Source organism: Bradyrhizobium sp. KBS0727, from assembly GCF_005937885.2.
Lineage (GTDB): Bacteria > Pseudomonadota > Alphaproteobacteria > Rhizobiales > Xanthobacteraceae > Bradyrhizobium.
On the sequence record NZ_CP042176.1, the window covers coordinates 2,143,769 to 2,165,616 of the forward strand.

Consider the following 21,848-nt stretch of genomic DNA (forward strand, 5'->3'; position numbering starts at 1 on the left):
TTTTTGGCGTGCCATTCTACTTTGCATGGGGTTGTTTTCGCGATTTTGGGTTTGGGCCGTCCTAAGGCCTGACCGCCGGTGCCTCCATCGGCATGCCTCGCGCCCGCGACATCAGGTACAGTTCGAGTTCCACCAGCTCCGGTGTGCCATAGTCATACGCCTGCGCGCGCACCCCGGTGATGCAGGCGCGGAGGCGCCGCTGCAGCGATCCCAGCGATTGCCACTCCAGCCGGTAGAGCGGATATCCCGTCGGGTGGGCCTGCGTGATCGCCGATCCGGCCAGCCGCTTGTCCCAGTTGTCGTCATGGCAGTTGGCGCAGCCGAGATTGAGCTGGCCCTGGCGCTGCATGAACAGCTCGCGTCCTTTGGCGATGAACGGTTCGAGCTGCGGATCGCTGCCGGTTTCGATCGCTTTGCCCTGCGACTGCCGGGCGACGAAGGCGGTCAGCGCCAGCAGGTCGCGGCTCTCATAGGCCAGCGGTGACGCCTGCTGATGGTTGGTGCGGCACAGGTTGATGCGCTGTTCCAGATCGACGGGACGGCCAAGCGCCTTGTCGAAAGCGGGATAATGCGCGGCGACACCCTTCATGCTGGTGCCGGCGTCGCTGTGGCAATCGGCACAGGCCTTGTCGGCGGAACCGACTTTTCGCTTCCACAGTGCTTCGCCGTCGAGCACCCAGAGCATGCCGGGATTGGCGGACTCGTCGTCCTGCATCGCCTTGGTGTCATCAGTCATGAAGCTGTAGCCGGAGCGGCGTTCGGCTTGCGGGATATCGGCGGCGCCGGCGGAACCCGCCACCAGCAGCGCGGCGAGTATGGCCCCTAGCGGTCTCATTCGACCGTGATCGAGGCGGAGCCGGTTTCGGAAAAGCCGTTGTCGCCGATCCATTCGAACTCGAACTTGCCGCTTGCGGTCGCGGTGGTGAAGAAGCTGATGAACGGGTTGGCGGCGATCGCGGGAAACAGGTCGGCGCGGAAGATCTCGTTGCCGTTATAGCGGCACGTGAAGCTGGTGATGATATCGCGAGGCACGATTTCGCCTGACGCCGTATGGCGATAGCCGGTCTCCATGATGTGCGACATCAGCGTCTTGATCTCGATGATGTCGCCGCGCTTCGCTTTCGCTGGAACGTTGATCAAAGCGGAAGCCATCAGATCACCTCCTCGGTGCAGGCCGCCAGCGTCACGATGATGTCGGCGCTGGCGGACCAGAACGATCCGTCCGAAAGCTTTGCAATCGCTGTGATCTTCTGGCTGTCGGCGAGGCGAATCCGGGTCGAGACCTGCGCCCGGCCGGCATTTTGGTCGAGATAGAAATTGCCGACATTGGGTTGCGGGTTCTTCTCGTTGAAGACGTGGATGCTCTTGACGTGGTTCTCGGGTGTCATCGGGTTGTCGACACTGACCGTCAGCGGCACGGTATTGCCGTTCTCGACCAGCGGCGGCACCTCGAGCTTGACCTTGCCGGCGCGCACCACGGCTTCGCCCACGATCTGGCGGATCGCGGAAGCCAGCATCGCCGGCGTGGCTTCGGCGGGCCGCAGCGTAACGACCGGCGCCGCGCCAGCCACGGCGGCGGCGCCGGCGAGGCCGAGGAACTGGCGACGGGTCGAATGGGGCGGTCGGTGCATCGTCATGTCCTAGTCGCGCAGGCTTGCAAGATACGCCACGATATCCTCGATCTGTTCAGCCGACAGGATCGGCTTGCCGCGCCAGGAGGGTCCGACACGGTCGAGCCCGTCGGTGCGATAATAGGACGGCATGATTGTCGCGGCATTGAGATGCGAGGCGTCCACCAGCCTGAGCCGAAGCTGACCCTCCGACCAGCGGCTGCCGGAACCGGCGAGGCTGGGGGCCAGATCGCCCTGGAACTTCAGTTCCGGAAACGGGCCGCTATGACAGAGAATGCACGTGCTCGAGCGTTCGACCACCAGCACGCGCCCGCGCGCTGCGTCGCCCGGGGTGGCCGTGAGCCGCTCCGGAATGGCGTCGCCGACAATCTTGTAGGAGCGCAAGGCCTGTGCGCCGGCCGGCAACGGCAGCGCCAGCCACGCCGCCCCGAGCCATGCGCCCGCGATCTGGATTGCCCTAACCAAAGATATCCACCGTGATCGTCTTGAACCAGTTGTCCGCACGCTCCGCTTCACGCCGGCGCTCCTCGCGCGGCGCATCGACGGGGCTTGTCGCGCTCTCGACCTCGGCGAACTGCCCGTCTTTGGGCAGATAGATGCCCGACAGCGAGAACGCGTAGCCGGGTTCGACCGTATTGTAGCAGGCTCCGGTCAGCCGGGGCGTCTCCGGCGGCTTGCCGGACATCATGTTCACGATCGCAGCGGCGCAGGCCTTGCCTTGCGCCTGCGCGGCGGAGGCCGATTTCGGCAGTTGTCCAGCGATGCAGGCGTCGCCGATGACATGAATGTTGGGCACCAGTTTCGAGGCAAAGCTGACGGGATCGATCGGGCACCAGCCGGTGTTGTCGGCGGCGCCTGCGATTTCGGCGATGCGGCCCGCCTTCTGCGGCGGGATCACGCTGGCGACGTCGGCGGTGTAGTTGCCGAAATCGGTGACGATGGTGTTGGTCGTGGCATCGACCGACGTCACCCGGCCGCCTTGCGACAGCGCGATCCGTTCGATCATGCCGGGATACAATTCCTTCCAGGCGGCCTCGAACAGTTTTTGCTGCGAGAAGCCGTCCTTGGCGTCGAGAATCAAAACCTTCGAACGCGGCTTTTTGTTTTTCAGGTAGTGCGCAATCAGGCTGGCGCGCTCGTAAGGCGCCGGCGGACAGCGTAAAGGGGCCGCAGGCACCGCCAGCACCACGGTGCCGCCATCAGCCATGGCTTCGATCTGTTTGCGAAGAAGCATGGTCTGCTCGCCAGCCTTCCAGGCATGCGGCATCTTGGCGGCGGCGGTTTCGTCGTAGCCGGGCAGGGCGTCGAAGCGCAGGTCGATGCCGGGCGCCAGCACCAGGCGGTCGTAGGGGAGCGAAGCACCGTCGGCCAGGGTGACGGTGCGCGCCGAGGAATCGATCTTTGCCGCGGCTTGCGCAACGACGGTCACGCCGCTGGCGGCGACCCCGTCATAGGTGAACTGCTGCATCGGCAGTTCCCGCAATCCCGCGATCACTTCATTGCTGAAGGGGCAGGCGGTAAACACTTGATTTGGCTCGACCAGCGTCACCTGCAGTTTTGGATCAAGCTGCCGCAGCGCCCGCGCACAGCTCGCGCCGCCAAAGCCGCCGCCGATCACGACGATGCGCGCCGCGCCCTGCGCGAACAAAGGACGCGCCATTGCGGAAGCAGCGGCAGCCGAAGCGATGCCGCGAGCGACATCCCGGCGCGACAGCCGGCGCGTAACGTCCATGCGTTAAATCCGAAAATGAGCGAGCGGCGGCCGGCGCAGGCCGCCGCTCATGTTGTCAGGCGAAGCTGATATTCTGGTCCCGCAACGGCACCGAACGGATGCGCTTGCCGGTCGCCGCGAAGTAGGCGTTGAGCACCGCCGGTCCCGCCACGCAGATGGTGGGTTCGCCGACGCCGCCCCAGAAGCCGCCGCTCGGCATCACGATCGATTCCACCTTCGGCATTTCAGCGATCCGCATCGAGTTGTAGGTGTCGAAGTTGGTCTGCTCGATCGCGCCGTTCTTCACGGTGCAGCCGCCGTAGAACAGGCCGGACAGGCCGTAGACGAAGGAGCCCGCGATCTGCCGTTCGATCTGCGCCGGATTGACGGCATAGCCGGGATCGGTGGCGGCGACGATGCGATGCACCTTGATCTTGTTGCCGTTGGTCACCGAGATCTCGGCGGCACCGGCGACGTAGCTGCCATAGCCCATATGCTGGGCGATGCCGCGATAGACACCTTGCGGCGCCGGCGTGCCCCAGCCGATTTTCTCGGCCACCGCGTTGAGCACGGCCAGGTGCTTCGGGTGTTTCGACATCAGCTTGCGGCGGAACGCCAGCGGATCCTGGCCGACCGACTGCGCCAGTTCATCCATGAAGCATTCCAGATAGATCGCGTTGTGATTGACGTTGACGCCGCGCCAGAAGCCGGGCGGGACATGCGGATTTCGCATGGAATGCTCGACCAGCAAATTCGGCACGCTGTAACCGATGGCCGCCTCGCCGGACGCGTTGAGGCCCTGGAATGCCACCGGATCCTTGCCGTTCTCCAGAGCTGCCGGGCGCAACGTGAACAGGATGGACTGGCCGGACAGCCTGACATGCAACGCGATCAGGTTATTGTCGGCATCGAAGGCCCCGGTCAATTTGCACTGCGTGATCGGGTGATACATGCCGTGCTGCATGTCTTCTTCGCGCGACCACAGCAACTTGACCGGCGTGCCCGGCATTTGCCTGGCGATCAGCACCGCCTGCCGGACGTAGTCGGTCTGGCCGCGACGGCCGAAGCCGCCGCCGAGCATCTGCTTGTGCACGTCGCATTTGTCGGCCGAAAGCCCGGAAGCCTCCAGCGTCGCCGCAAAAGCGGCTTCGCCGTTCTGGGTGCCGCACCAGACCTCGCATTTGTCCGCGCTCCAAACGGCTGTCGCGTTGAGCGGCTCCATCGTGGCGTGGTTCTGGTAGGGATAGTTGTAGACCGCCTCGACCTTCTTGGCGGCGCTGGCAATCGCCGCCTTGGCGTCACCGTTGGTATTGCCGACATAGGCCGGCTGGGCATTGTCGAGGCCTTCGGCGAGCCATTTGGCGATCGATTCGCTGGAGACCTTGGCGTTGTCGCCTTCGTCCCAGACAACAGGCAGCGCTTCGAGCGCAGTCTTGGCGTGCCACCAGGTATCGGCGACGACGGCGACCGCGCTGTCGTCGACCTTCACCACCTTCTTGACGCCCTTCATGCCCATAACCTTGGCTTCGTCGTAGCTTTTCAGCTTGCCGCCGAAGACAGGGCAGGCCTTGACGGCGGCATTGAGCATCCCCGGCAGCTTGACGTCGATGCCGTAGATCATCTTGCCGGTGGTCTTGTCGACGGTATCGAGCCGCTTCAATCCCTTGCCGGCGATCTTCCAATCCTTGGGATCCTTCAGCTTGATATCGGCGTCCGCGGGCGGCGTCAGTTTCGCCGCGGCCTCCACCACCTTGCCATAGGTCGTGGTCTTGCCCGAGGCCGCATGCGTGATCACGCTGTTGGATGCCGTGCACTCCGAAGCCGGCACCTTCCACTCGTTGGCCGCGGCCTGGACCAGCATCATGCGCGCAGTGGCGCCGCCCTTGCGGACATAGTCCTGGCTGGAGCGGATGCCGCGACTGCCGCCGGTCGAGAAATCGCCCCAGGCGCGCTTGCGGGCGACATTTTGGCCGGGCGTCGGGTATTCGGTCGTGACCTTCGACCAGTCGCATTCGAGTTCTTCGGCGACGAGCTGGGCGAGGCCGGTCAGCGTGCCCTGACCCATCTCCGAACGGGCGATGCGGATCACGACGGTGTCGTCGGGGCGGATCACCACCCAGGCGTTGACCTCGGGGGAGCCATCGGCGGCGCGGACCACGGTCGGTCCGCCAAAGGGAATGTCGAGGCCGAGCGCAAGTCCGGCGCCGGCAGCAGCGGTGCCGATCACGAAGGCGCGGCGGTTGAGCTTGGGTGAGACGTGCTTGTTCATGACATCCTCCTCAGGCGTTCGCAGCGGCGTGAATGGCCTCGCGAACCTGCTGAAAGGTTCCACATCGGCAAATATTGGTGATGGCCTCGTCGATATCCTGGTCGGTCGGCTTCGGCTTTTCCTTGAGCAGGGCGGCGACCGCCATGATCATGCCGCTCTGGCAATAGCCACATTGCGGAACGTCGTTGGCCACCCAGGCCTGCTGCACCTTGTGCAGCGCGCCATTGCCGGCGAGGCCTTCAATGGTGGTGATCTGTTTGCCGACGGCTTCGCTGACCGCGATGCCGCAGGACCGCATCGCAACGCCGTCGATGTGGACTGTGCAGGCCCCGCATTGTGCAATGCCGCACCCGTATTTGGTCCCGGTCAGTCCGACATTCTCCCGAATAGCCCAAAGCAGCGGGGTGTCGTCTTCGACGTCCACCGTGATTAATTTACCGTTGATAGTGAGGTTTGCCATCGCGTATCCCCTGTTAGCTCAATCCATCGAGAGAGCCGCGAGGCGATGTTGGCCTGCAATCTGGAACAGTTCAAATCAAGAATACGCGCTTGCGAGATGGAAGAAAATTGATGGACCGGGGTTGCGCGGCGGCTTCATTACATGACCGTCATGTTCGCGATGGCGCGACCGCCAGGCGCAGGAAACTCATCAGGCTTCCGAGTCCGGCAAAGCCGGCGCCGAGCGCCAGCGCAATGGTCGCGCCATTGTGACCGCCGAGGGCAAAACACAGGGCGGCGAGCGCCGCACCGAGGGTTTGTCCGGTCAGGCGGGCGGTCGCGACAATGCTGCTCGCGCTGCCGCTGCGATGCGGCGGCGCGCTCGACATCAGTGCCCTCAAATTGGGCGTTTGAAAGAAGCCAAATCCGATACCGCACACCACCATGCGCCAAACGATGTTGGCGGTGCCGGGATCGGCGGGAAGCGTCGCCAGCAGCACCATTCCCACGCCCAGCAGCGCCAGACCGAGGCCGCCGAGAATGCCGACCGGAAAGCGGTCGGACAGCCGGCCACCGATCGGCGCCATCATGGCCACCACCAGCGGCCAGGGCGTCATGAAAAAACCGGTCTCGACCTGCGAGCGCATCAGCACGTCCTCGAAGTAGAACGGCAGCGCGACCATCGCGAGGCCCTGCACCGAGAAGGAGCAGACCGACGTGGCCGCCGAAAGCGCGAACATCGGCCGCTGGAACAGGTCGATTGGCAACATCGGCGCCGGGTGGTCGGCATTCCGGCGGGTCAGGAACCAACCGAGCATTAGTGCGCCGACGAGTTCGGCCACCACTAGCGCAGGCGGCGCTCCGTGCGCCGCGCTGCCGATCCCGATAATGAAGAGGCCGAGGCAGCTTGCGGTCAGGGTCGCGCTTAGAAAATCGAACGCGTGCACCGCGCGCGGTGTCTTCGGCAGCGTCTTCAGGCCGATCACGACGGCAATCACGCCGAACGGCAGGTTGATCGCGAACAGCCACGGCCAGTTTCCGACCGCCAGGATCGCGGATGCGATCGTCGGCCCGAGCGTCATGGCGGTTCCGACCACCAGCGCATTGTGGCCGAAGCCGCGGCCCATCATGCGGGTCGGATAGACGAAGCGGACCAGCGCCGCGTTCACGCTCATGATGCCGCTCGCACCGAGCCCTTGCAGCGCCCGCGCCGCGGTCAGGCTGGGCAATGACCAGGCAAAGGCGCAGCCGAGCGAGGCCAGCGTGAACAGCAACAGGCCGCCGAGATAGATCCGCTCATGGCCGACGATTTCGCCGAGTGCGCCGAGCGGCAGCAGGGTCGCGACCAGCGCAATCTGATAGACGTTGACAACCCAGACCACGTCGGCCGCGCTGACTTTGAGGTCGGCGGCAATGGCCGGGAGAGCGATGTTGGCAATCGCCGTATCCAGCGAGGCCAGCGCCAGCGTGGTAAAGATCGCCGCGACCGCCCAGCGCCTGAGTTCCGGGGGCAGGCCATCGCTGCCCGCCATGGGCGGCTTCGCTGCGGTCAGGTCAGTCGACATCTTGATCGGGCTCTCCACGCCGGCGCGGCCGCGCCCTCCGCGGCGTGTACTACGGACACGGGACGGTCCACAGGCACGCCGCTGCATGATGCGTATGCGAAGAGACGGCGTGGGCCCCGAAAAGGGGCAGGTTCGTCTCCAAGCGACACCGATTTCACGGCGTCCGCGCCATTTCGTCCCGCCGACTTTCGGATAGCTTTCGGCCCGGGTGCCGATCGACTAGGCTCCGGGCCAACGGCGGCCGCAAGACCGAAAAAAAGACGGCCGGCGGCGAGGGGAAGCGTTTGCACGGACCTGCGGGACGGCGCACCGAAATCACGCACAGCGCCAGTGAGGGCGTGCGTCGGCGCGTGTGGAGCGCGCTTTGGGTCACGCTGCTGCTGGCGATCCTCGGCTTTCTGGTGATCTATCCCGTCTTCATGCTGCTGTTGGGCGCGCTCACCGACACCAATCCGGTGGTCGATGGCTTCTCGCTCAGCCATCTTTCGATCACGAATTTCCTCACCGTGCTGGCGAACCCCAATGTCGCCGAGGCCTTGCGCAACACGCTGATCGCCTGCGGCGGCGGTACCCTGATCGCGGTCGTGATCGGGCTGTTGTTTTCCTGGATCGTGGTTCGCACCAATACGCCGTTCAAGGGTTTTATCGCCGCCGCCAGCATCCTGCCGCTGTTCGCGCCGCCGCTGGTTGCGGGCGTCGCCTGGGCCATCCTGGGTTCGCCCAAGACCGGCCTGATCAACACCATGTTCAAATGGATCGGGCTCGACTGGCGCGTCGATCTCTATTCGCTGACCGGGCTGGTGTTCGTGTTCGGCATCTACTACGCGCCCTACGTCTACATGTTCACCTCCTCGGCGCTGCGCAACATGGATCCGAGCCTGGAGGAGGCCGCCGAGATTTCCGGCGCCAGCGCCTTCGCAACGCTGTTCTCGGTGACATTTCCCCTGATCATGCCGGCGATCGTCTCGGGCATGCTACTGTCGTTCATCGTGATGCTCGGCATCTACGGTATTCCGGCGGTGCTGGGCGCGCCGACCAACCTTGCGGTGCTGACGACCTACATCTTCAAGCTCACCAACTGGTCGCCGCCGCTGTACAACACCGCGGCCGCGGTCGCGATCATCCTGATGGTCGTAACCGGCGGGCTGGTGTTCCTGCAGCAGAAGGTATTGAGCGGCCGCAGCTACACCACGGTGGCCGGCAAGGCGTTTCGCCCGCGCAGCCTCGACCTCGGCCGTTGGCGCTGGTTCACCTTCGGCCTCGGCATCGTCTACCTCGTGATCGTGGTGGTGCTGCCGTCGCTGGCGCTGATCGTGGCGGCGTTCCGCAAGTTCATGTTCATCCGCGACGCCGCCAGCCTGTTCGACATGCGGCAATATTCGTTGATGCATTTCAACAGCATCTTCGACAATCCGCTGACGATGCGGTCGATCTACAATGCGGTCGAGGTCGGCGTGATCACGGCGGTGGTCGGCGGTGCGCTCGCATTTGCCATCGGCTACACCATTCATCGCACGCAAGTAACCGGACGGCGCTGGATCGATCTGATCTCGACCGTGCCGGTTGCGATCCCCGGCCTCGTGGTCGGCGTCGCCTATCTCTGGGCGTGGATCGGGGTGCCCGGCGGGCTCTACGGCACGATCTGGATTCTCGCGCTGGCGTTCATCGCGCGCTTCATGCCGGATACGGTGAAGGCGCTGTCGACCTCGTTCCTGCAAATTCATCGCGAACTGGAGGAAGCCGCCTGGGTCTGCGGCAAGGGCATGCTCGGAACCATCAGGACCATCGTACTGCCACTGGCGCGGCCCGGCGTGATCGCCTCGATGACGCTATTGTTCGTGCTGGCGATCCGCGAACTCGGCTCGTCGCTGTTTCTCTACACCAGCAACACCATGGTGATGTCGGTGCTGCTGCTCGACTATTACGAAGGCGGCAATATCGGCAAGACCGCCGCGTTCAGCATCGTGCAGACGATTCTGCTCGGCGTTCTCATCGGGGGCGCCAACTGGCTGTCGCGCGGTGCCGCGCAGGGCAGCGTCGCGCGTACCGGATAACGAAATCAACGGGAGGATTGGCCGTGCACAGAAGGAACTTCGTTAACGCCATCGCGCTGGCCGGCATCGCCGGTTTCGGACTGGCATCGGGCGCCTTCGCGCAGGCGCAGCAATTCGGCTCGCCCGATTTGATCGCTGCCGCGAAGGCGGAGGGCAAGCTGGTGTTCTACACGGCGAATTTCGCCGAGGTCGAACAGCTCGTCATCAAGGAGTTCAACAAGCGTTTCCCCGAGATCAAGGTCGAGATGGTGCGTGCGCCCGGCGGCCAGCTGATCACGCGGGTCAAGACCGAAGCCGCGGCCGGCAAGTTGATCGCCGACGTCGTCGATCATTCCGACCGCGCCTTGATGAAACCGCTGGAAGACCTGTTCCAGGACTACGCGCCGCCAAACGCCGCCGACTACAATCCCGAGGCGTTGATTTCGCCGAAACTCTGGCCGCGCGCGACGCTGGTCTGGTCGATCGCCTACAACACTGAATTAGTGAAGGATGGTCCCAAAAGCTGGATGGATCTCACCAAGCCGCAATATGACAAGATGACCGGGCAGGTGTTCGCGCAGTCCGGCGGCACCACCTGGACCCGGATCATGTTCGAGCGCCAGGTGCTGGGCGAAGACTACTGGGCCAAACAGGCTTCGACCCACCCGATCCTGTATCCGTCGGGCGCACCGATGTCGGACTCGCTGGTGCGGGGCGAGGTGGCGATGGGTCCGTTGCTCTACAACGCAATTTATCCGAAGCAGAAGGACGGTGCGCCCATCAAGATATTCTTTCCGCCCGAGGGCGCTCCGGTCAATCCCTATGCCAGCGGCATTCCGAAGACCGCGACGCATCCCAATGCGGCAAAGCTGTTCCTGAACTGGTGCCTGTCGAAGGAGGGGCAGACCTTCATGATCAAGGAACTGGGCAATCTGACGTCGCTGAAGGAGCCGCCGGTCTATCCCGAAGGCTTCGATCCCAAGGTGGTCAAGGTCTGGTACCCCAAATTCGACGACTATGTGAAGCTGCACGGCCCTTGGGTCGCGGATTGGGACAAGATCTTCGGTTACCGGCAGTGAGTGTTGTGCGCATCAAGAAGGTTCGTTCATGACGGCGACGCTCGAAGTAACCGACCTGCGCAAGCAGTTTGCGATCGGCCGGCCCGCGATCGACGGCGTCAGCTTCTCGGTACCTGCGGGCGAAATCGTCGTCCTGCTCGGCCCTTCCGGCTGCGGCAAGACCACGACCTTGCGCTGCGTTGCCGGCCTCGAGCACCCGACGTCGGGTGAGATCAGCATCGCCGGCAAGATCGTGTCGTCACCCGAGCGCGGAATTCTGGTGCCGCCGCGCTCGCGCGAGCTCGGCATGGTGTTCCAGTCCTATGCGGTGTGGCCGCATATGACGGTGCGGCAGAACGTGGTCTATCCGCTCAAGCACCGAAAAATCTCCCGGGCGGAAGCCCGCCGCATGGTCGATGAAGCGCTCGCGCTGGTCGGACTGTCGGAATATGCCGACCGGCCGGTGGTGGCGCTGTCGGGCGGACAGATGCAGCGCGTGGCGCTGGCGCGCAGCATCGTCTACCGGCCGCAACTTCTGCTGCTCGACGAGCCGCTCTCAAATCTCGATGCCAAGCTGCGCCTGCGGTTGCGCGATGACCTGCGCGTGATCCTCAAGCAGACCGGCATGACCGCGCTCTACGTCACCCACGACCAGGCCGAGGCGGTGGTGCTCGGCGACCGCATCGGCGTGATGCGCAACGGCAAGCTGCTGCAAATGGATACGCCGGACGAGATCTACAACCGTCCCGCGGATTTGTTTGTCGCCAACTTCACCGGCGCGACCAACGAACTCGAGGGCAGATTGGTTTCGCGCGAGGGCGAATTCGGCATGGTCGATTTCGGCGAAGGAAGGCAGGGCGAGGTGGCGCTGCTGCATTCCTGCGGGCCGGACGACAAGGTAAGAATCGCGCTGCGGCCGGAAAACATCACGATCGGTCAGGGTAACGGCGCCAATAGTTTCCCCGCCCGCGTGCTCGATCGCCGTTACCAGGGCACGCAGACCGCCTACGGTATCGAACTGTTCGGCCGGCGGCTGGAGGTGGTCGAACTCGGCACCGCGGCCCGGCATCAGGTCGGCGTCGAGACGCAGGTCTCGCTGCCGCGCGAAAGCTGCTGGGCCTATCGCGACACCGGACCGGTGTCGCATGAGTAGCGGCAGCCGTCTTATGGTTAGCGATCAGCCAATCGCATAAATCGATTCAATTTTATCGATCGGAAGGTCCGTAACTTTACGGACGCCGCGTTAGCGTCGCCCCGGAATTGGGGATCGCCATGTTTATTTCAGACAAAGATCATTCTCGACCTGCGCTTATATCCGATGCCGTATATGCGGAAATTATCGCGACGCTCTATGGAACGTTGGTTCCTATTGTTCTTACCGGCTTTGGACTTGCCATCGTGGGTACCATCGCGGCCCGGCAGACGGGTGATACCCTTACGGCCTTGCTGACCGCGTTCGGTGTCGTGTTTTCGTTGATGCGGACGCTCGACGTATTTGCCTATCGGCGCCGGGTCGTCGGGACGCCGTTGGCCCGTGCCGAAGGTGTTATCTGGGAATGGCGTTACGCCAGCGGCAGCGTCATCATGGCTCTCATCATCGGCCTGTTTGCCGCGCGCAGCCTGATGCTCGAAGACGCGATCTGTTCGGTCATGGCGATTGGAGTTGGCTTCGGTTTCGGTGCCGGCGTCGTTTCGCGCCTCTCGCTCCGGCCGATCACCGCGATCATGGATCTGGGCATGATCGGCTTTCCCGTCATCGTGACGGCGTTCTTGCAGCGACTGGATGCGCCCCACGTCGGTCTTGGATTGCTGATGACGATCTTCATGATCGGCAGCTTCGAAATGGTGCGTTTGTCTTACAAGTCGACGCTCAACCAGATGACGCTGAAGCAGCAGTTCGAACAACTCTCGCGGACCGATCCGATGACCGGCCTGCTCAATCGTTCGGTGCTGGCGATCGATCTGGCGCGGATCGTCGCTGAGCGTGGCAACCGGCGCGTCGTGGTCCACGCCATCGATCTCGATCATTTCAAGGCGGCCAACGACCGCTTCGGCCATCCCGTCGGCGACGTCTTGCTCAGGCAGGTCGCGGCGAGGCTGCAATCGGTGGCGGGGCAGGGCGATCTGATCGTCCGGATGGGCGGTGACGAGTTCATCCTGGTGCAGAGGTCCGTCTCCAGCCGGGGCGAGGCGGAGCGGATGGTGCGACGGATATTCGAAGAGGTCAGCGCGCCCTATTGCATCGAAGGCCACGACATCGTCATCGGCGCCAGCATCGGGGTCGCGATGTCACCGGAAGACGGCGGATCAGTCGAGGCGTTACTGTCCCGGTCCGACAAGGCGCTCTACCAGGCCAAGACCCAGCGCGGCGGGTCTGTCTTCGCGCAGGATGTGGCTGTGGCGACGACTGCGTCATCAGGGGAAGTTCCGGTACAGCAGCGCGCGGCCTGATATTCAGCCGCTCGCATTACTGCGGCGTCATCCCCGACGCCTTGACCACCGCTGTCAGTCTGTCGTGGTCGGCTTTCATCAGCGCGGCCAGTTCGTCGAGTGACATCGGCTTGCCCGGGATGTCGGCGATCGAGAGCTGGCGCTGGACGTCGGGATTGAGCAGCGCCTTGTTGATGCCGTCGTTGATCTTTGCGGCGATCGCGTCGGGCGTCCCCGCCGGCACATAGATGCCGTACCAGGAGACATAGGACGCGCCGGGATATCCGGCCTCGGCGATGGTCGGCACGTCGGGAAGATCGGCAATACGATTCTCGGTGAAGACGGCCAGCGGCCTGATCTTGCCTTCCTTGATGTGCGGCAGTGCGAGCGCCAGCGAGACGATCTCGAAATTCATCAGGTCGGTGATCAGGTCGATCAGCGCCGGCGGCTGGCCCTTGTAGCCGACATTCGTCAACTTGATGTTGGCGGCCTGGAACAGCTTTTGCGCGGTCAGATCGAGCGATGAACCGGTGCCGGCATTGCCGAAGTTGAGCTGCCCCGGCTTGCTCCGCGCCAGTTCGACGAACTCAGCGAGCGTCTTGACCGGCAGCGCGGGGTTGACGACGGCGACGCTCTGATTCCAGATCGCCAGGCCGACGCATTTGAGGTCCTTCATGGCGTGCCAGCCGGCATCCCTGTACAGGGTCGGGTTGACCAGCGCCGCTGGTCCCGTCACCAGCCAGGTGTAGCCGTCGGGATCGCTGCGCGCGACCGCCGCGGTGCCGATATTGCCGTTGGCGCCGGGGCGCGCTTCGACCACGACGGTCTGCTTCCAGTCACGGCCGATCTGTTCGGTAACCGCGCGGGCGACGATGTCGACGATGCCGCCGGCGGGGTAGGGCACCACGATGTGGATCGCCCGGTTCGGGTAGTTGCTCTGCGCCTGTGCCGTGTGGCCGAGCAGCAAAGTGAGGCCCATGGCTATGCCGAGGGCGGATTTGAGTCCGCTCATTGATCTCTCCCCCATTCTCCGCATCGATCGAGCGATGCGTCTTGCCGGTCAACCGGGTCGTCAGCCGTTGGCGACCAGCGAGCGGATGCTGCGCGCGAGGCCGAGGATGCGTGGCCCGCATTCGCGCTCGATCTGCTCGGCGCTGAAGCGAAACGAGGGGATGCCGCAATTGACGGAAAGGCAATCGCCCGACGGCGTCCGGTACAGCGGCGCCGCGACGCCAAAGATTTCGCGCCGCCATTCGCCGAGCGAGACCGCAAAGCCACGTTCCTTGCAGAGTTCGATATCCGGCAGCATCCGCGTTTGCACGTAGTCGGCCTCTTCCGGACGCTCAGCCTTGACATTGGCGAGGTAGGCCGCGTGTTCCTCTGGCGTGAAGAGCGACAGCAGGGCACGGCCGACGGCGGAGGTCGCCAGCGTGCCGGTAAAGCCGACGTCGGGAAGGTGCGCGACGGCGTCGGTGGTGCGCACCGTCTCGACATAGATGAAGTCGAGCCCGAACGGCATCGCAATGGACACCGTGCCGCCGGCGTAAGCGGCGAAGTCGCGGATGAGCGGGCGCGCCAGTTGCCGGACTTTGAGCGCCGACAGCACCGGATAGGCGGCGGCCAGCACACCAAGCCCGAGTTCGAAACGGCCTTTGGCATCGCGCTTGAGGTAGCCGAGCTGCTCCAGCGTGTGGGTCAATCGCGACACCGTCGGTCGCGACAGGCCGGTATGCAGGGCCAGTTCGGCATTCGACAACGAGCCGCTGCGATTGCGGAAAGCGGCTAGCACGTCGAGCCCGTGCGCCAGCGTGGTCGCGAAAGCGGGATCGGCATGGTCCTCCGGGGTCTTGGCCCGGGACGAGGGATCGATGCTGGAGATCGCTGCCATGACGGAATATTGGTCAAAGTTTGATATTTTGTCAATATATCGAAATGAATTTGCATTTCGTGTCGTTATACGCTTAGGTCTGTCCCAAAAGCGGGAGGCGACATGGATTTCGATCTTTCCGGGCGATCGGAGCAATGGCGGGAGAAGTTGCAGGCGTTCTTCGATGCCGAGGTGCTGCCGCGCCATCGTGCCTGGCTCGAACACGTCGCCGGCCACGGCGAGGCCGCACCGTTCATGGGCGAGCTTCAGCAAAAGGCGCGCGCAGCGGGCTTGTGGAATCTCGGCCTGCCCGAATTGGCCGACGGCGAGCCCGGCACGCGTCTTTCCAATCTGGAATACGCGCCGCTGGCCGAAATCATGGGCCGGCTGTTCTGGGCGCCGGAAGTCTTCAACTGCCAGGCACCCGACGTCCCCAACATGATCGCGCTGCAGAATTGCGCGACACAAGAACAGAAGGTGCGCTGGCTGCAGCCGCTGCTGGAAGCAAAAACCCGTTCGGCGTTCGGCATGACCGAGCCCGATGTGGCTTCGTCTGACGCGACCAACGTTGCCACGCGCATGGTTCGCGACGGCGACGACTACGTCATCAACGGGCGCAAATGGTTCATTACCGGTGCCGCGCATCCGCAATGCAGTTTCCTGATCGTGATGGGCGTGACCGATCCGGACACGGACCGGACGCGCCGCCATTCCTGCATCATCGTGCCGATGAAAACACCGGGCGTTCGTCTGGTGCGGCGGCTGCGCTGGATGGGATGCGAGGATCACGTCGCGCCGATCGGCGAACTCGCCTTCGATAATGTCCGTGTGCCCGCGGCGAACCTGCTCGGCGCCGAGGGCGAAGGTTTCAAGGTCGCGCAAATTCGCCTTGGTCCGGCCCGCATTCATCACTGCATGCGCTCGATCGGGCTGTGCGAATTGCTGATCGAATTGATGATGGTGCGCGCGTCGGAGCGTTCGGCGTTCGGGCGGACGGTGATTCAATACGATACCATTCAGCGCTGGATCGCCGAATCCCGCGTCGAACTGGAGCAGGCGCGCTTGCTTGCCTATCGCTGCGCGTGGCGGCTCGACCAGGCCGGTCATCACGGCGCCTGGCGCGACGTCTCCCTGATCAAGGTCGCGGTGCCGGCGATGCTGCAGCGGATCGCCGACCGTGCCATGCAGGTGTTCGGCGCGATGGGCGGGTCCGACGACACGCCGATCCATCAGGCCCTGGCCTGGGGCCGCCTGCTGCGGATTGGCGACGGTCCGGACGAAGTGCATCTGCGACAGATCTTCCGGATGGAGCCGATGCCCGTCTGGTCGATCGCCAACTCGCCATATCTGTCTGCACACCCATCCTGAGCGGTGCTAATGACGGCTGACGATTGGATTTCTTGCCAGATTTCTCGAAAGGCGCCTTCGGATGACGATAGTAGACCAGCCTCAGGGCTTGCAGACCCCTTCGATCGACAAGGAGCGGCTGCGCCAAAAATATCTGGAGGAGCGCAACAAGCGGCTCCGTGCCGACGGTAACGACCAGTATCTGCAAGTCACCGGACATCTCGCCCGTTATCTCGACGACCCCTATACGCCGGTGACCCCGCGCGCGCCGAAGACCGACCATGTCACTTTCGCGTTCATCGGCGGTGGTTTTGCCGGGCTCGCCACCGCGGCGCGGCTGTCGGAAGCCGGCATCAAAGATGTCCGTATCATCGAGAAGGGCGGCGATTTCGGCGGCACCTGGTACTGGAACAGGTATCCCGGCGCGCAATGCGACACGGCTTCGCTAATCTATATGCCGATGCTCGAGGAAACCGGGCACATGCCGTCGGAGAAGTACGCGCATGCGCCGGAGATTCTTGCGCATTGCCAGCGTATCGGCAAACAGTTCGGTCTCTACGACCATGCGCTTTTTCACACGATCGTGGAAAGTCTCGAATGGGACGAAGCGAAATCGCGCTGGAATATCCGCACCAACCGCGGTGACGCCTTCACGGCACAATTCCTCGGCATGGGCACCGGGCCGCTGCACGTTCCCAAGCTGCCCGGCATTCCCGGCATCGACAGTTTCAAGGGACACTCGTTCCATACCAGCCGCTGGGACTACGACTACACCGGCGGTGATCCCCAGGGCGCGCTGATGACAAAACTGGCCGACAAGCGCGTCGGGATCATTGGCACCGGCGCGACCTCGGTGCAGTGCGTGCCGTATCTCGCGCGGGCCTGCAAGGAACTCTACGTATTCCAGCGCACGCCATCGTCGGTCGATGTGCGCGCCAACGCGCCGATCGATCCCGAATGGTTTTCGGAGATCGCGACGCCCGGCTGGCAGCAGCGCTGGCTCGAGAACTTTACTGCGAACCAGGCCGGAGGCGGCGCTGAGGAAGACCTGGTTCAGGACGGCTGGACCGACCTGTCCCGGCGCATCCGCGCCAGGATCATGCTGCTGCCGCGCGAGCAGCGGACCGTGCAGAACATGCGGGCGGCCTTTGAGGATTCCGACTTCGAGAAGATGGAGGAGATTCGCAACCGGGTCGACGCGCTGGTGAAAGATCGCGAAACCGCCGGCAAGCTCAAGGCCTGGTATGGCCAGCTCTGCAAACGGCCGTGCTTCCATGACGCCTATCTGCAGGCTTTCAACACGTCAGGTACGCATCTGGTCGACACCGACGGCAAGGGTGTCGAGCGGATCACCGAAAACGGTGTGGTCGTCGCGGGGAAAGAGTATCGGCTCGACTGCCTCATCTATGCCTCCGGCTTTGAGGTCGGCACCGAGTATCGACGGCGGTCCGGCTTCGACCTCACTGGGCGGGGCGGTGTCAAGCTGTCGGACTACTGGGCCGAGGGCATGCGCACCAAGCACGGCATTCACGTGCATGGTTTCCCGAACGCTTTCTTCGTGCAGCCGACGCAGGGCGCCAATCTGATCTCCAACGTGCCGCATAACCTGACCGAGGCGGCGCGCACCATTGCGATGATGGTCCGCCACGCGCAGGCGGGCGGCTTCAAGGAAATCGAGGTGACCAAAGAGGCCAAAGAGAAGTGGGTCGAGTTGCTGCTGACCGGCGTCGGCCGGATGATCGGCGGGCCCGACTGCACGCCCGGCTATTACAACAATGAGGGTCGCGAACCCGGTCCGGCGGCGCGGCTCAATGTCGGCCATCCCTCGGGTGCGATGGCCTATTTCAAGTACATCGACGAATGGCGCCAGAGCGGCCGATTCGAGGGGCTGCAGTTCCGCTGAACGCGAGATTTCAATTTCTGTTTTCTGTTGCATGAGGGAGCGCACGAGTATGAGCCAGACAGCCAGCGTTGAAACATCCAAGGAAATGCCGAAGGACGCCTCCGCTTCCGTGATCGCGCAGCACGCGGCGATGCTGAAGGCGCTGCCGTTCTCCGACACGCGTGACTTCGACGACGCCGCGCGCGGCTTTCTCGGCACGCTTGATAACGCAAAGGTCACCTCGCCGCAGGGCCGGGTGGTCTGGAGCCTGGAGCCCTATGGCTTCCTGTCGGCGGAACAGGCCCCCGCAACGGTCGATCCCAGCCTGTGGCGGCAATCGCGACTGAACATGCATCACGGCCTGTTCGAGGTGGTGCCCGGCGTCTATCAGGTGCGCGGGCTCGACATCGCCAACATGACGCTGATCGAGGGCGACAGCGGCGTCATCGTGGTGGATACGCTGACCTCTATCGAGGGCGCGCGGGCCGCGATGGAACTCTACTTCCAGCACCGCGGCAGGCGCCCGGTCGCGGCGGTCATTTTCACGCATACCCATACCGACCATTGGGGCGGCGCGCGCGGCGTTCTCGACGACGAAACGCTGGCTAGCGGCCACGTGCCGATCATTGCGCCCAACCTGTTCATGGAGCATGCGGTCTCCGAAAACATCATCGCGGGTCCGGCAATGCAGCGGCGCGCGCAATATCAGTTCGGGCCGTTCCTGGCCAAGGGCGTGCGCGGGCAGGTCGATTGCGGGCTTGGGAAGTCGATGGCGGCGGGCTCGGTCTCGCTGTTGCGTCCGACCGATCTGATCATTGCGACCGGCGACAAGCGCACCATCGACGGGCTCGAATTCGAATTCCAGATGGCGCCGAACTCGGAAGCGCCGGCGGAAATGCATTTCTACATTCCGCGCTACAAGCTTTTGAATCTCGCAGAAAACTGCACGCATAATTTTCACAACCTGCTGCCGTTCCGCGGCGCCGACGTCCGCGACGCGCTGGCGTGGTCGAAATATCTCGGCGAAGCGCTGCAGATGTGGGGCGGCAAGGCGGATGCGATGTGCGGCCAGCATCACTGGCCGGTATGGGGACATGAGCGGATCGACACCATGATCCGCCAGCAGCGCGATCTCTACAAATTCGCGCATGACCAGACCCTGCGGTTGATGAACCACGGCCTGACAGCAGCCGAAATCGCGGAAACCATCCGCCTGCCGGCAAGCCTCGACGGCGCCTGGCACGGGCGCGGTTATTACGGCCACATCCGGCATAATGTGAAGGCGATCTACCAGAAATATCTCGGCTGGTACGACGCCAACCCGGTCAATCTCGATCCGTTGCCGCCGGTGGAATCCGGCAAGAAGTATGTCGAGTATATGGGCGGGGCGGATGCGATTCTGGAACGGGCGCGAAAGGATTTTGCCAAGGGTGAATTCCGTTTCGTTGCCCAGGCCGTCAGCCATCTCGTCTTCGCCGATCCCGACAACCAGGCCGCGCGCGCGCTGCTGGCGGATACGTTCGAACAGCTCGGCTATGCCTCTGAAAGTTCGACCTGGCGCAACGCCTATCTGTTCGGCGCACAGGAATTGCGAAACGGCATGCCCAAGGCGCCGCCACGGCCGCCGATGCCGCGCGAGACGCTGGCCGCGTTGCGCACCGAGCAGCTCTGGGACGTGCTCGGCGTTCGCCTCAACGGCCCCAAGGCCGAGGGCAAGCGGATCGTGCTGAACTGGAATTTCACCGACACCAACGAAGGTTTTGTTCTCAACCTGGAGAACAGCGCGCTGACTTATACGGCCGGCGCGCAGGCGGCCGACGCCGACGCCTCGTTCACGCTGCCGCGCGGTGTGCTCGACGAAGTCATCGCCAAGCTGACGACGTTCCCGGAAGCCATCGGCGCCGGCAAGATCAAGGTTGCCGGCAATCCGATGCGGCTTGGCGAATTGATGGTGCTGATGGACGAATTCCCGCGGATGTTCGAGATTGTCGAGCCGAAGCGGACGGCGGTGAGCTGAGAACGCAGCTTCGACGTCATTGCGAGCCAACGGGTCGCGCGAATGCGCGCCCGATGACAGGCTCCGCGAAGCAATCCATCTCTCCGCTTAAAGGAAAGTGGATTGCTTCGTCGCTACGCTCCTCGCAATGACGGCGGAGAGTGTATTCGCTAAATCCCCAGATACGCCGCCTGCACCTGCTTGTTGTTGGCAAGCTCGGTGCTGGTGCCGTGCATGATCACGTTGCCGCTTTCCAGCACATAGGCGCGCTGCACCAGCGACAGCGCGCGGCTTACGTTCTGCTCGACCAGCAGGATCGCGGTGCCCATCTTGTGGATCTCGGCGATCTTCTCGAAGGTGACGTCGGTCATGACGGGTGCAAGCCCGAGCGAAGGCTCATCAAGCATCAAGAGGCGCGGCTTCAGCATCAACCCGCGGCCGACCGCCAGCATCTGCTGCTCGCCGCCGCTCATGGTTCCCGCGAGCTGCTTCTTGCGGTCGGCGAGCCTTGGAAAGATGCCGTAGACCAGATCGAGCGTGCGGGCGCGTTCAGCCTTGGCCTTGGGCACATAGGCGCCGATCTCGAGATTTTCCTGCACCGTCATTTCCGGAAATACCTGGCGGCCTTCCGGAACGTGGGCAATGCCCAACTCCGGAATCCGATGCGGCGGCAGCGACGCGAGATTGGTGCCGGCAAAGGTGATATTGCCCGCGGTGAGTTTTACGAGGCTCGAGATCGCCCGCAGCGTGGTGCTCTTGCCGGCGCCGTTGGCGCCGAGAAGACCGACCGCTTCGCCTTCGCCGATCGAGATGGTGACGTCGGTGATCGCGGGCACCGATCCGTAGCTGGCGCTGACGCCTGACAGCTCAAGCATGGGTGTCTCCCGCCGCGGGCGGATGGACGTAAGACCCGAGATAGGCGCGGATCACTTCCGGATTCTCCACGATTTCCTTGGGCACGCCCTCGGCGATCTTCTGGCCGTGGTCGAGCACCACGATATGACGCGCGACCGCCATGATTGCGCGCATCACGTGTTCGACGATCACGATGGTCAGTCCGCGGCTGGATAGTTTCTTGACCAGGGCTACCGCCTGGTCGATCTCGGCCGGGTTCAGCCCGGCCATCACCTCGTCCAGCAGCAGGATACGCGGCTGCGTCGCCAGCGCGCGCGCCATTTCCAGCCGGCGCTGGTCGATGGTGGTGAGGTCCTTGGCCGCGGTCTTTTCCCTGGCCGTGAGGCCGACGAAATCGATGGCCTCCAGCGCCTTTTCGCGCGCGGCGGCGACGTGGCGGTCGCGCAGGAACGCGCCGGTCATGACGTTGTCCAGCACGGTCATCGCACCAAAAGGTTTTGCGACCTGAAAGGTGCGCGCCATGCCGAGCGCGCAGACGTCGTGCGGCTTCATGCCGACGACTTCCTTGCCGAAGGCCATGACCGAGCCGCTGTCGGGCCGATGAAATCCGGTGATGAGATGGAAGCTCGTGGTCTTGCCGGCGCCGTTCGGCCCGATCAGCGCCACGGTCTCGTTCTCCTGCACCGAAAAGCTGACGTCCTGTACCGCGCGCAAGCCGCCGAAGCGCTTGCTGAGACCCTTGATGACCAGTGCTTCTGCCATCGTC

At 63.7% G+C, this 21,848-nt stretch carries 19 protein-coding genes; 7 read left to right on the forward strand and 12 right to left on the reverse strand.

Features of this window, described 5'->3' with window-relative positions:
• Nucleotides 1-61 precede the first annotated feature (61 nt).
• The 8 genes from soxA to FFI89_RS09865 form a co-directional block, all read right to left on the reverse strand.
• Nucleotides 62-835 carry a sulfur oxidation c-type cytochrome SoxA gene (gene soxA, locus FFI89_RS09830; RefSeq protein WP_168212850.1) on the reverse strand — a complete coding sequence of 258 codons (774 nt, stop codon included), beginning with the start codon at nucleotides 833-835 and terminating at the stop codon, nucleotides 62-64.
• Nucleotides 832-1,152: a thiosulfate oxidation carrier complex protein SoxZ gene (soxZ, locus tag FFI89_RS09835; RefSeq protein ID WP_138835091.1), complete on the reverse strand. Its 321-nt coding sequence runs from the start codon at nucleotides 1,150-1,152 to the stop codon at nucleotides 832-834. Before soxZ ends, soxA begins: the two co-directional genes overlap by 4 nt.
• On the reverse strand, nucleotides 1,152-1,631 hold the full coding sequence (locus FFI89_RS09840) for a SoxY-related AACIE arm protein (protein ID WP_138835093.1): 480 nt from the start codon (nucleotides 1,629-1,631) through the stop codon (nucleotides 1,152-1,154). The genes soxZ and FFI89_RS09840 overlap by 1 nt, the downstream gene beginning before the upstream one ends.
• A 9-nt stretch (nucleotides 1,632-1,640) precedes the next feature.
• Nucleotides 1,641-2,096, reverse strand: a complete 456-nt coding sequence (soxX, locus tag FFI89_RS09845) for a sulfur oxidation c-type cytochrome SoxX (protein WP_246669404.1) — start codon at nucleotides 2,094-2,096, stop codon at nucleotides 1,641-1,643.
• Complete coding sequence (locus tag FFI89_RS09850) at nucleotides 2,089-3,363, reverse strand: NAD(P)/FAD-dependent oxidoreductase (protein WP_138835097.1); 1,275 nt, start codon at nucleotides 3,361-3,363, stop codon at nucleotides 2,089-2,091. Before FFI89_RS09850 ends, soxX begins: the two co-directional genes overlap by 8 nt.
• Before the next feature lie 55 nt (nucleotides 3,364-3,418).
• On the reverse strand, nucleotides 3,419-5,611 hold the full coding sequence (locus FFI89_RS09855) for a molybdopterin cofactor-binding domain-containing protein (protein WP_138835099.1): 2,193 nt from the start codon (nucleotides 5,609-5,611) through the stop codon (nucleotides 3,419-3,421).
• Nucleotides 5,612-5,621: 10 nt separating this feature from the next.
• On the reverse strand, nucleotides 5,622-6,071 hold the full coding sequence (locus tag FFI89_RS09860) for a (2Fe-2S)-binding protein (protein WP_138835101.1): 450 nt from the start codon (nucleotides 6,069-6,071) through the stop codon (nucleotides 5,622-5,624).
• A gap of 148 nt (nucleotides 6,072-6,219) precedes the next feature.
• Nucleotides 6,220-7,614, reverse strand: a complete 1,395-nt coding sequence (locus FFI89_RS09865; protein WP_138835103.1) for an MFS transporter — start codon at nucleotides 7,612-7,614, stop codon at nucleotides 6,220-6,222.
• Between the two features lie 284 nt (nucleotides 7,615-7,898).
• On the opposite strand from FFI89_RS09865, the gene FFI89_RS09870 reads away from it, so the two are divergent.
• The 4 genes from FFI89_RS09870 (at nucleotide 7,899) to FFI89_RS09885 (ending at nucleotide 13,156) form a co-directional block, all read left to right on the forward strand.
• Nucleotides 7,899-9,668: an iron ABC transporter permease gene (locus FFI89_RS09870; RefSeq protein ID WP_246669405.1), complete on the forward strand. Its 1,770-nt coding sequence runs from the start codon at nucleotides 7,899-7,901 to the stop codon at nucleotides 9,666-9,668.
• A gap of 23 nt (nucleotides 9,669-9,691) precedes the next feature.
• The gene (locus FFI89_RS09875; protein WP_246669406.1) at nucleotides 9,692-10,726 is read left to right on the forward strand and encodes an ABC transporter substrate-binding protein; all 1,035 of its coding nucleotides are present in this window, start codon (nucleotides 9,692-9,694) and stop codon (nucleotides 10,724-10,726) included.
• A 28-nt stretch (nucleotides 10,727-10,754) separates the two neighbouring features.
• A complete protein-coding gene (locus tag FFI89_RS09880; protein WP_138835105.1) occupies nucleotides 10,755-11,858 on the forward strand; it encodes an ABC transporter ATP-binding protein in 1,104 nt (367 codons plus the stop codon).
• Between the two features lie 245 nt (nucleotides 11,859-12,103).
• Nucleotides 12,104-13,156 carry a GGDEF domain-containing protein gene (locus FFI89_RS09885; protein ID WP_246669407.1) on the forward strand — a complete coding sequence of 351 codons (1,053 nt, stop codon included), beginning with the start codon at nucleotides 12,104-12,106 and terminating at the stop codon, nucleotides 13,154-13,156.
• A 16-nt stretch (nucleotides 13,157-13,172) separates the two neighbouring features.
• Here FFI89_RS09885 and FFI89_RS09890 read toward each other — a convergent pair whose 3' ends face one another.
• Together FFI89_RS09890 and FFI89_RS09895 are read right to left on the reverse strand one after the other, a co-directional pair.
• Nucleotides 13,173-14,147: a tripartite tricarboxylate transporter substrate binding protein gene (locus FFI89_RS09890; protein ID WP_168212851.1), complete on the reverse strand. Its 975-nt coding sequence runs from the start codon at nucleotides 14,145-14,147 to the stop codon at nucleotides 13,173-13,175.
• 60 nt (nucleotides 14,148-14,207) lie between these two features.
• On the reverse strand, nucleotides 14,208-15,023 hold the full coding sequence (locus FFI89_RS09895) for an IclR family transcriptional regulator (protein WP_168212852.1): 816 nt from the start codon (nucleotides 15,021-15,023) through the stop codon (nucleotides 14,208-14,210).
• A gap of 102 nt (nucleotides 15,024-15,125) precedes the next feature.
• Here FFI89_RS09895 and FFI89_RS09900 point away from each other — a divergent pair, with 102 nt between their 5' ends.
• The 3 genes from FFI89_RS09900 to FFI89_RS09910 all read left to right on the forward strand — a co-directional run bounded on the left by FFI89_RS09900 (nucleotide 15,126) and on the right by FFI89_RS09910 (nucleotide 20,248).
• A complete protein-coding gene (locus tag FFI89_RS09900; RefSeq protein ID WP_138835119.1) occupies nucleotides 15,126-16,370 on the forward strand; it encodes an acyl-CoA dehydrogenase family protein in 1,245 nt (414 codons plus the stop codon).
• A 61-nt stretch (nucleotides 16,371-16,431) separates the two neighbouring features.
• Nucleotides 16,432-18,252: an NAD(P)/FAD-dependent oxidoreductase gene (locus FFI89_RS09905; protein ID WP_138835121.1), complete on the forward strand. Its 1,821-nt coding sequence runs from the start codon at nucleotides 16,432-16,434 to the stop codon at nucleotides 18,250-18,252.
• A 49-nt stretch (nucleotides 18,253-18,301) separates the two neighbouring features.
• Nucleotides 18,302-20,248, forward strand: coding sequence for an alkyl/aryl-sulfatase (locus tag FFI89_RS09910; protein ID WP_138835123.1), 1,947 nt, complete (start codon nucleotides 18,302-18,304; stop codon nucleotides 20,246-20,248).
• Between the two features lie 149 nt (nucleotides 20,249-20,397).
• Here FFI89_RS09910 and FFI89_RS09915 read toward each other — a convergent pair whose 3' ends face one another.
• The gene (locus tag FFI89_RS09915) at nucleotides 20,398-21,102 is read right to left on the reverse strand and encodes an ABC transporter ATP-binding protein (protein ID WP_138835125.1); all 705 of its coding nucleotides are present in this window, start codon (nucleotides 21,100-21,102) and stop codon (nucleotides 20,398-20,400) included.
• The gene (locus FFI89_RS09920; RefSeq protein ID WP_138835127.1) at nucleotides 21,095-21,844 is read right to left on the reverse strand and encodes an ABC transporter ATP-binding protein; all 750 of its coding nucleotides are present in this window, start codon (nucleotides 21,842-21,844) and stop codon (nucleotides 21,095-21,097) included. The genes FFI89_RS09915 and FFI89_RS09920 overlap by 8 nt, the downstream gene beginning before the upstream one ends.
• Between the last annotated feature and the right edge of the window lie 4 nt (nucleotides 21,845-21,848).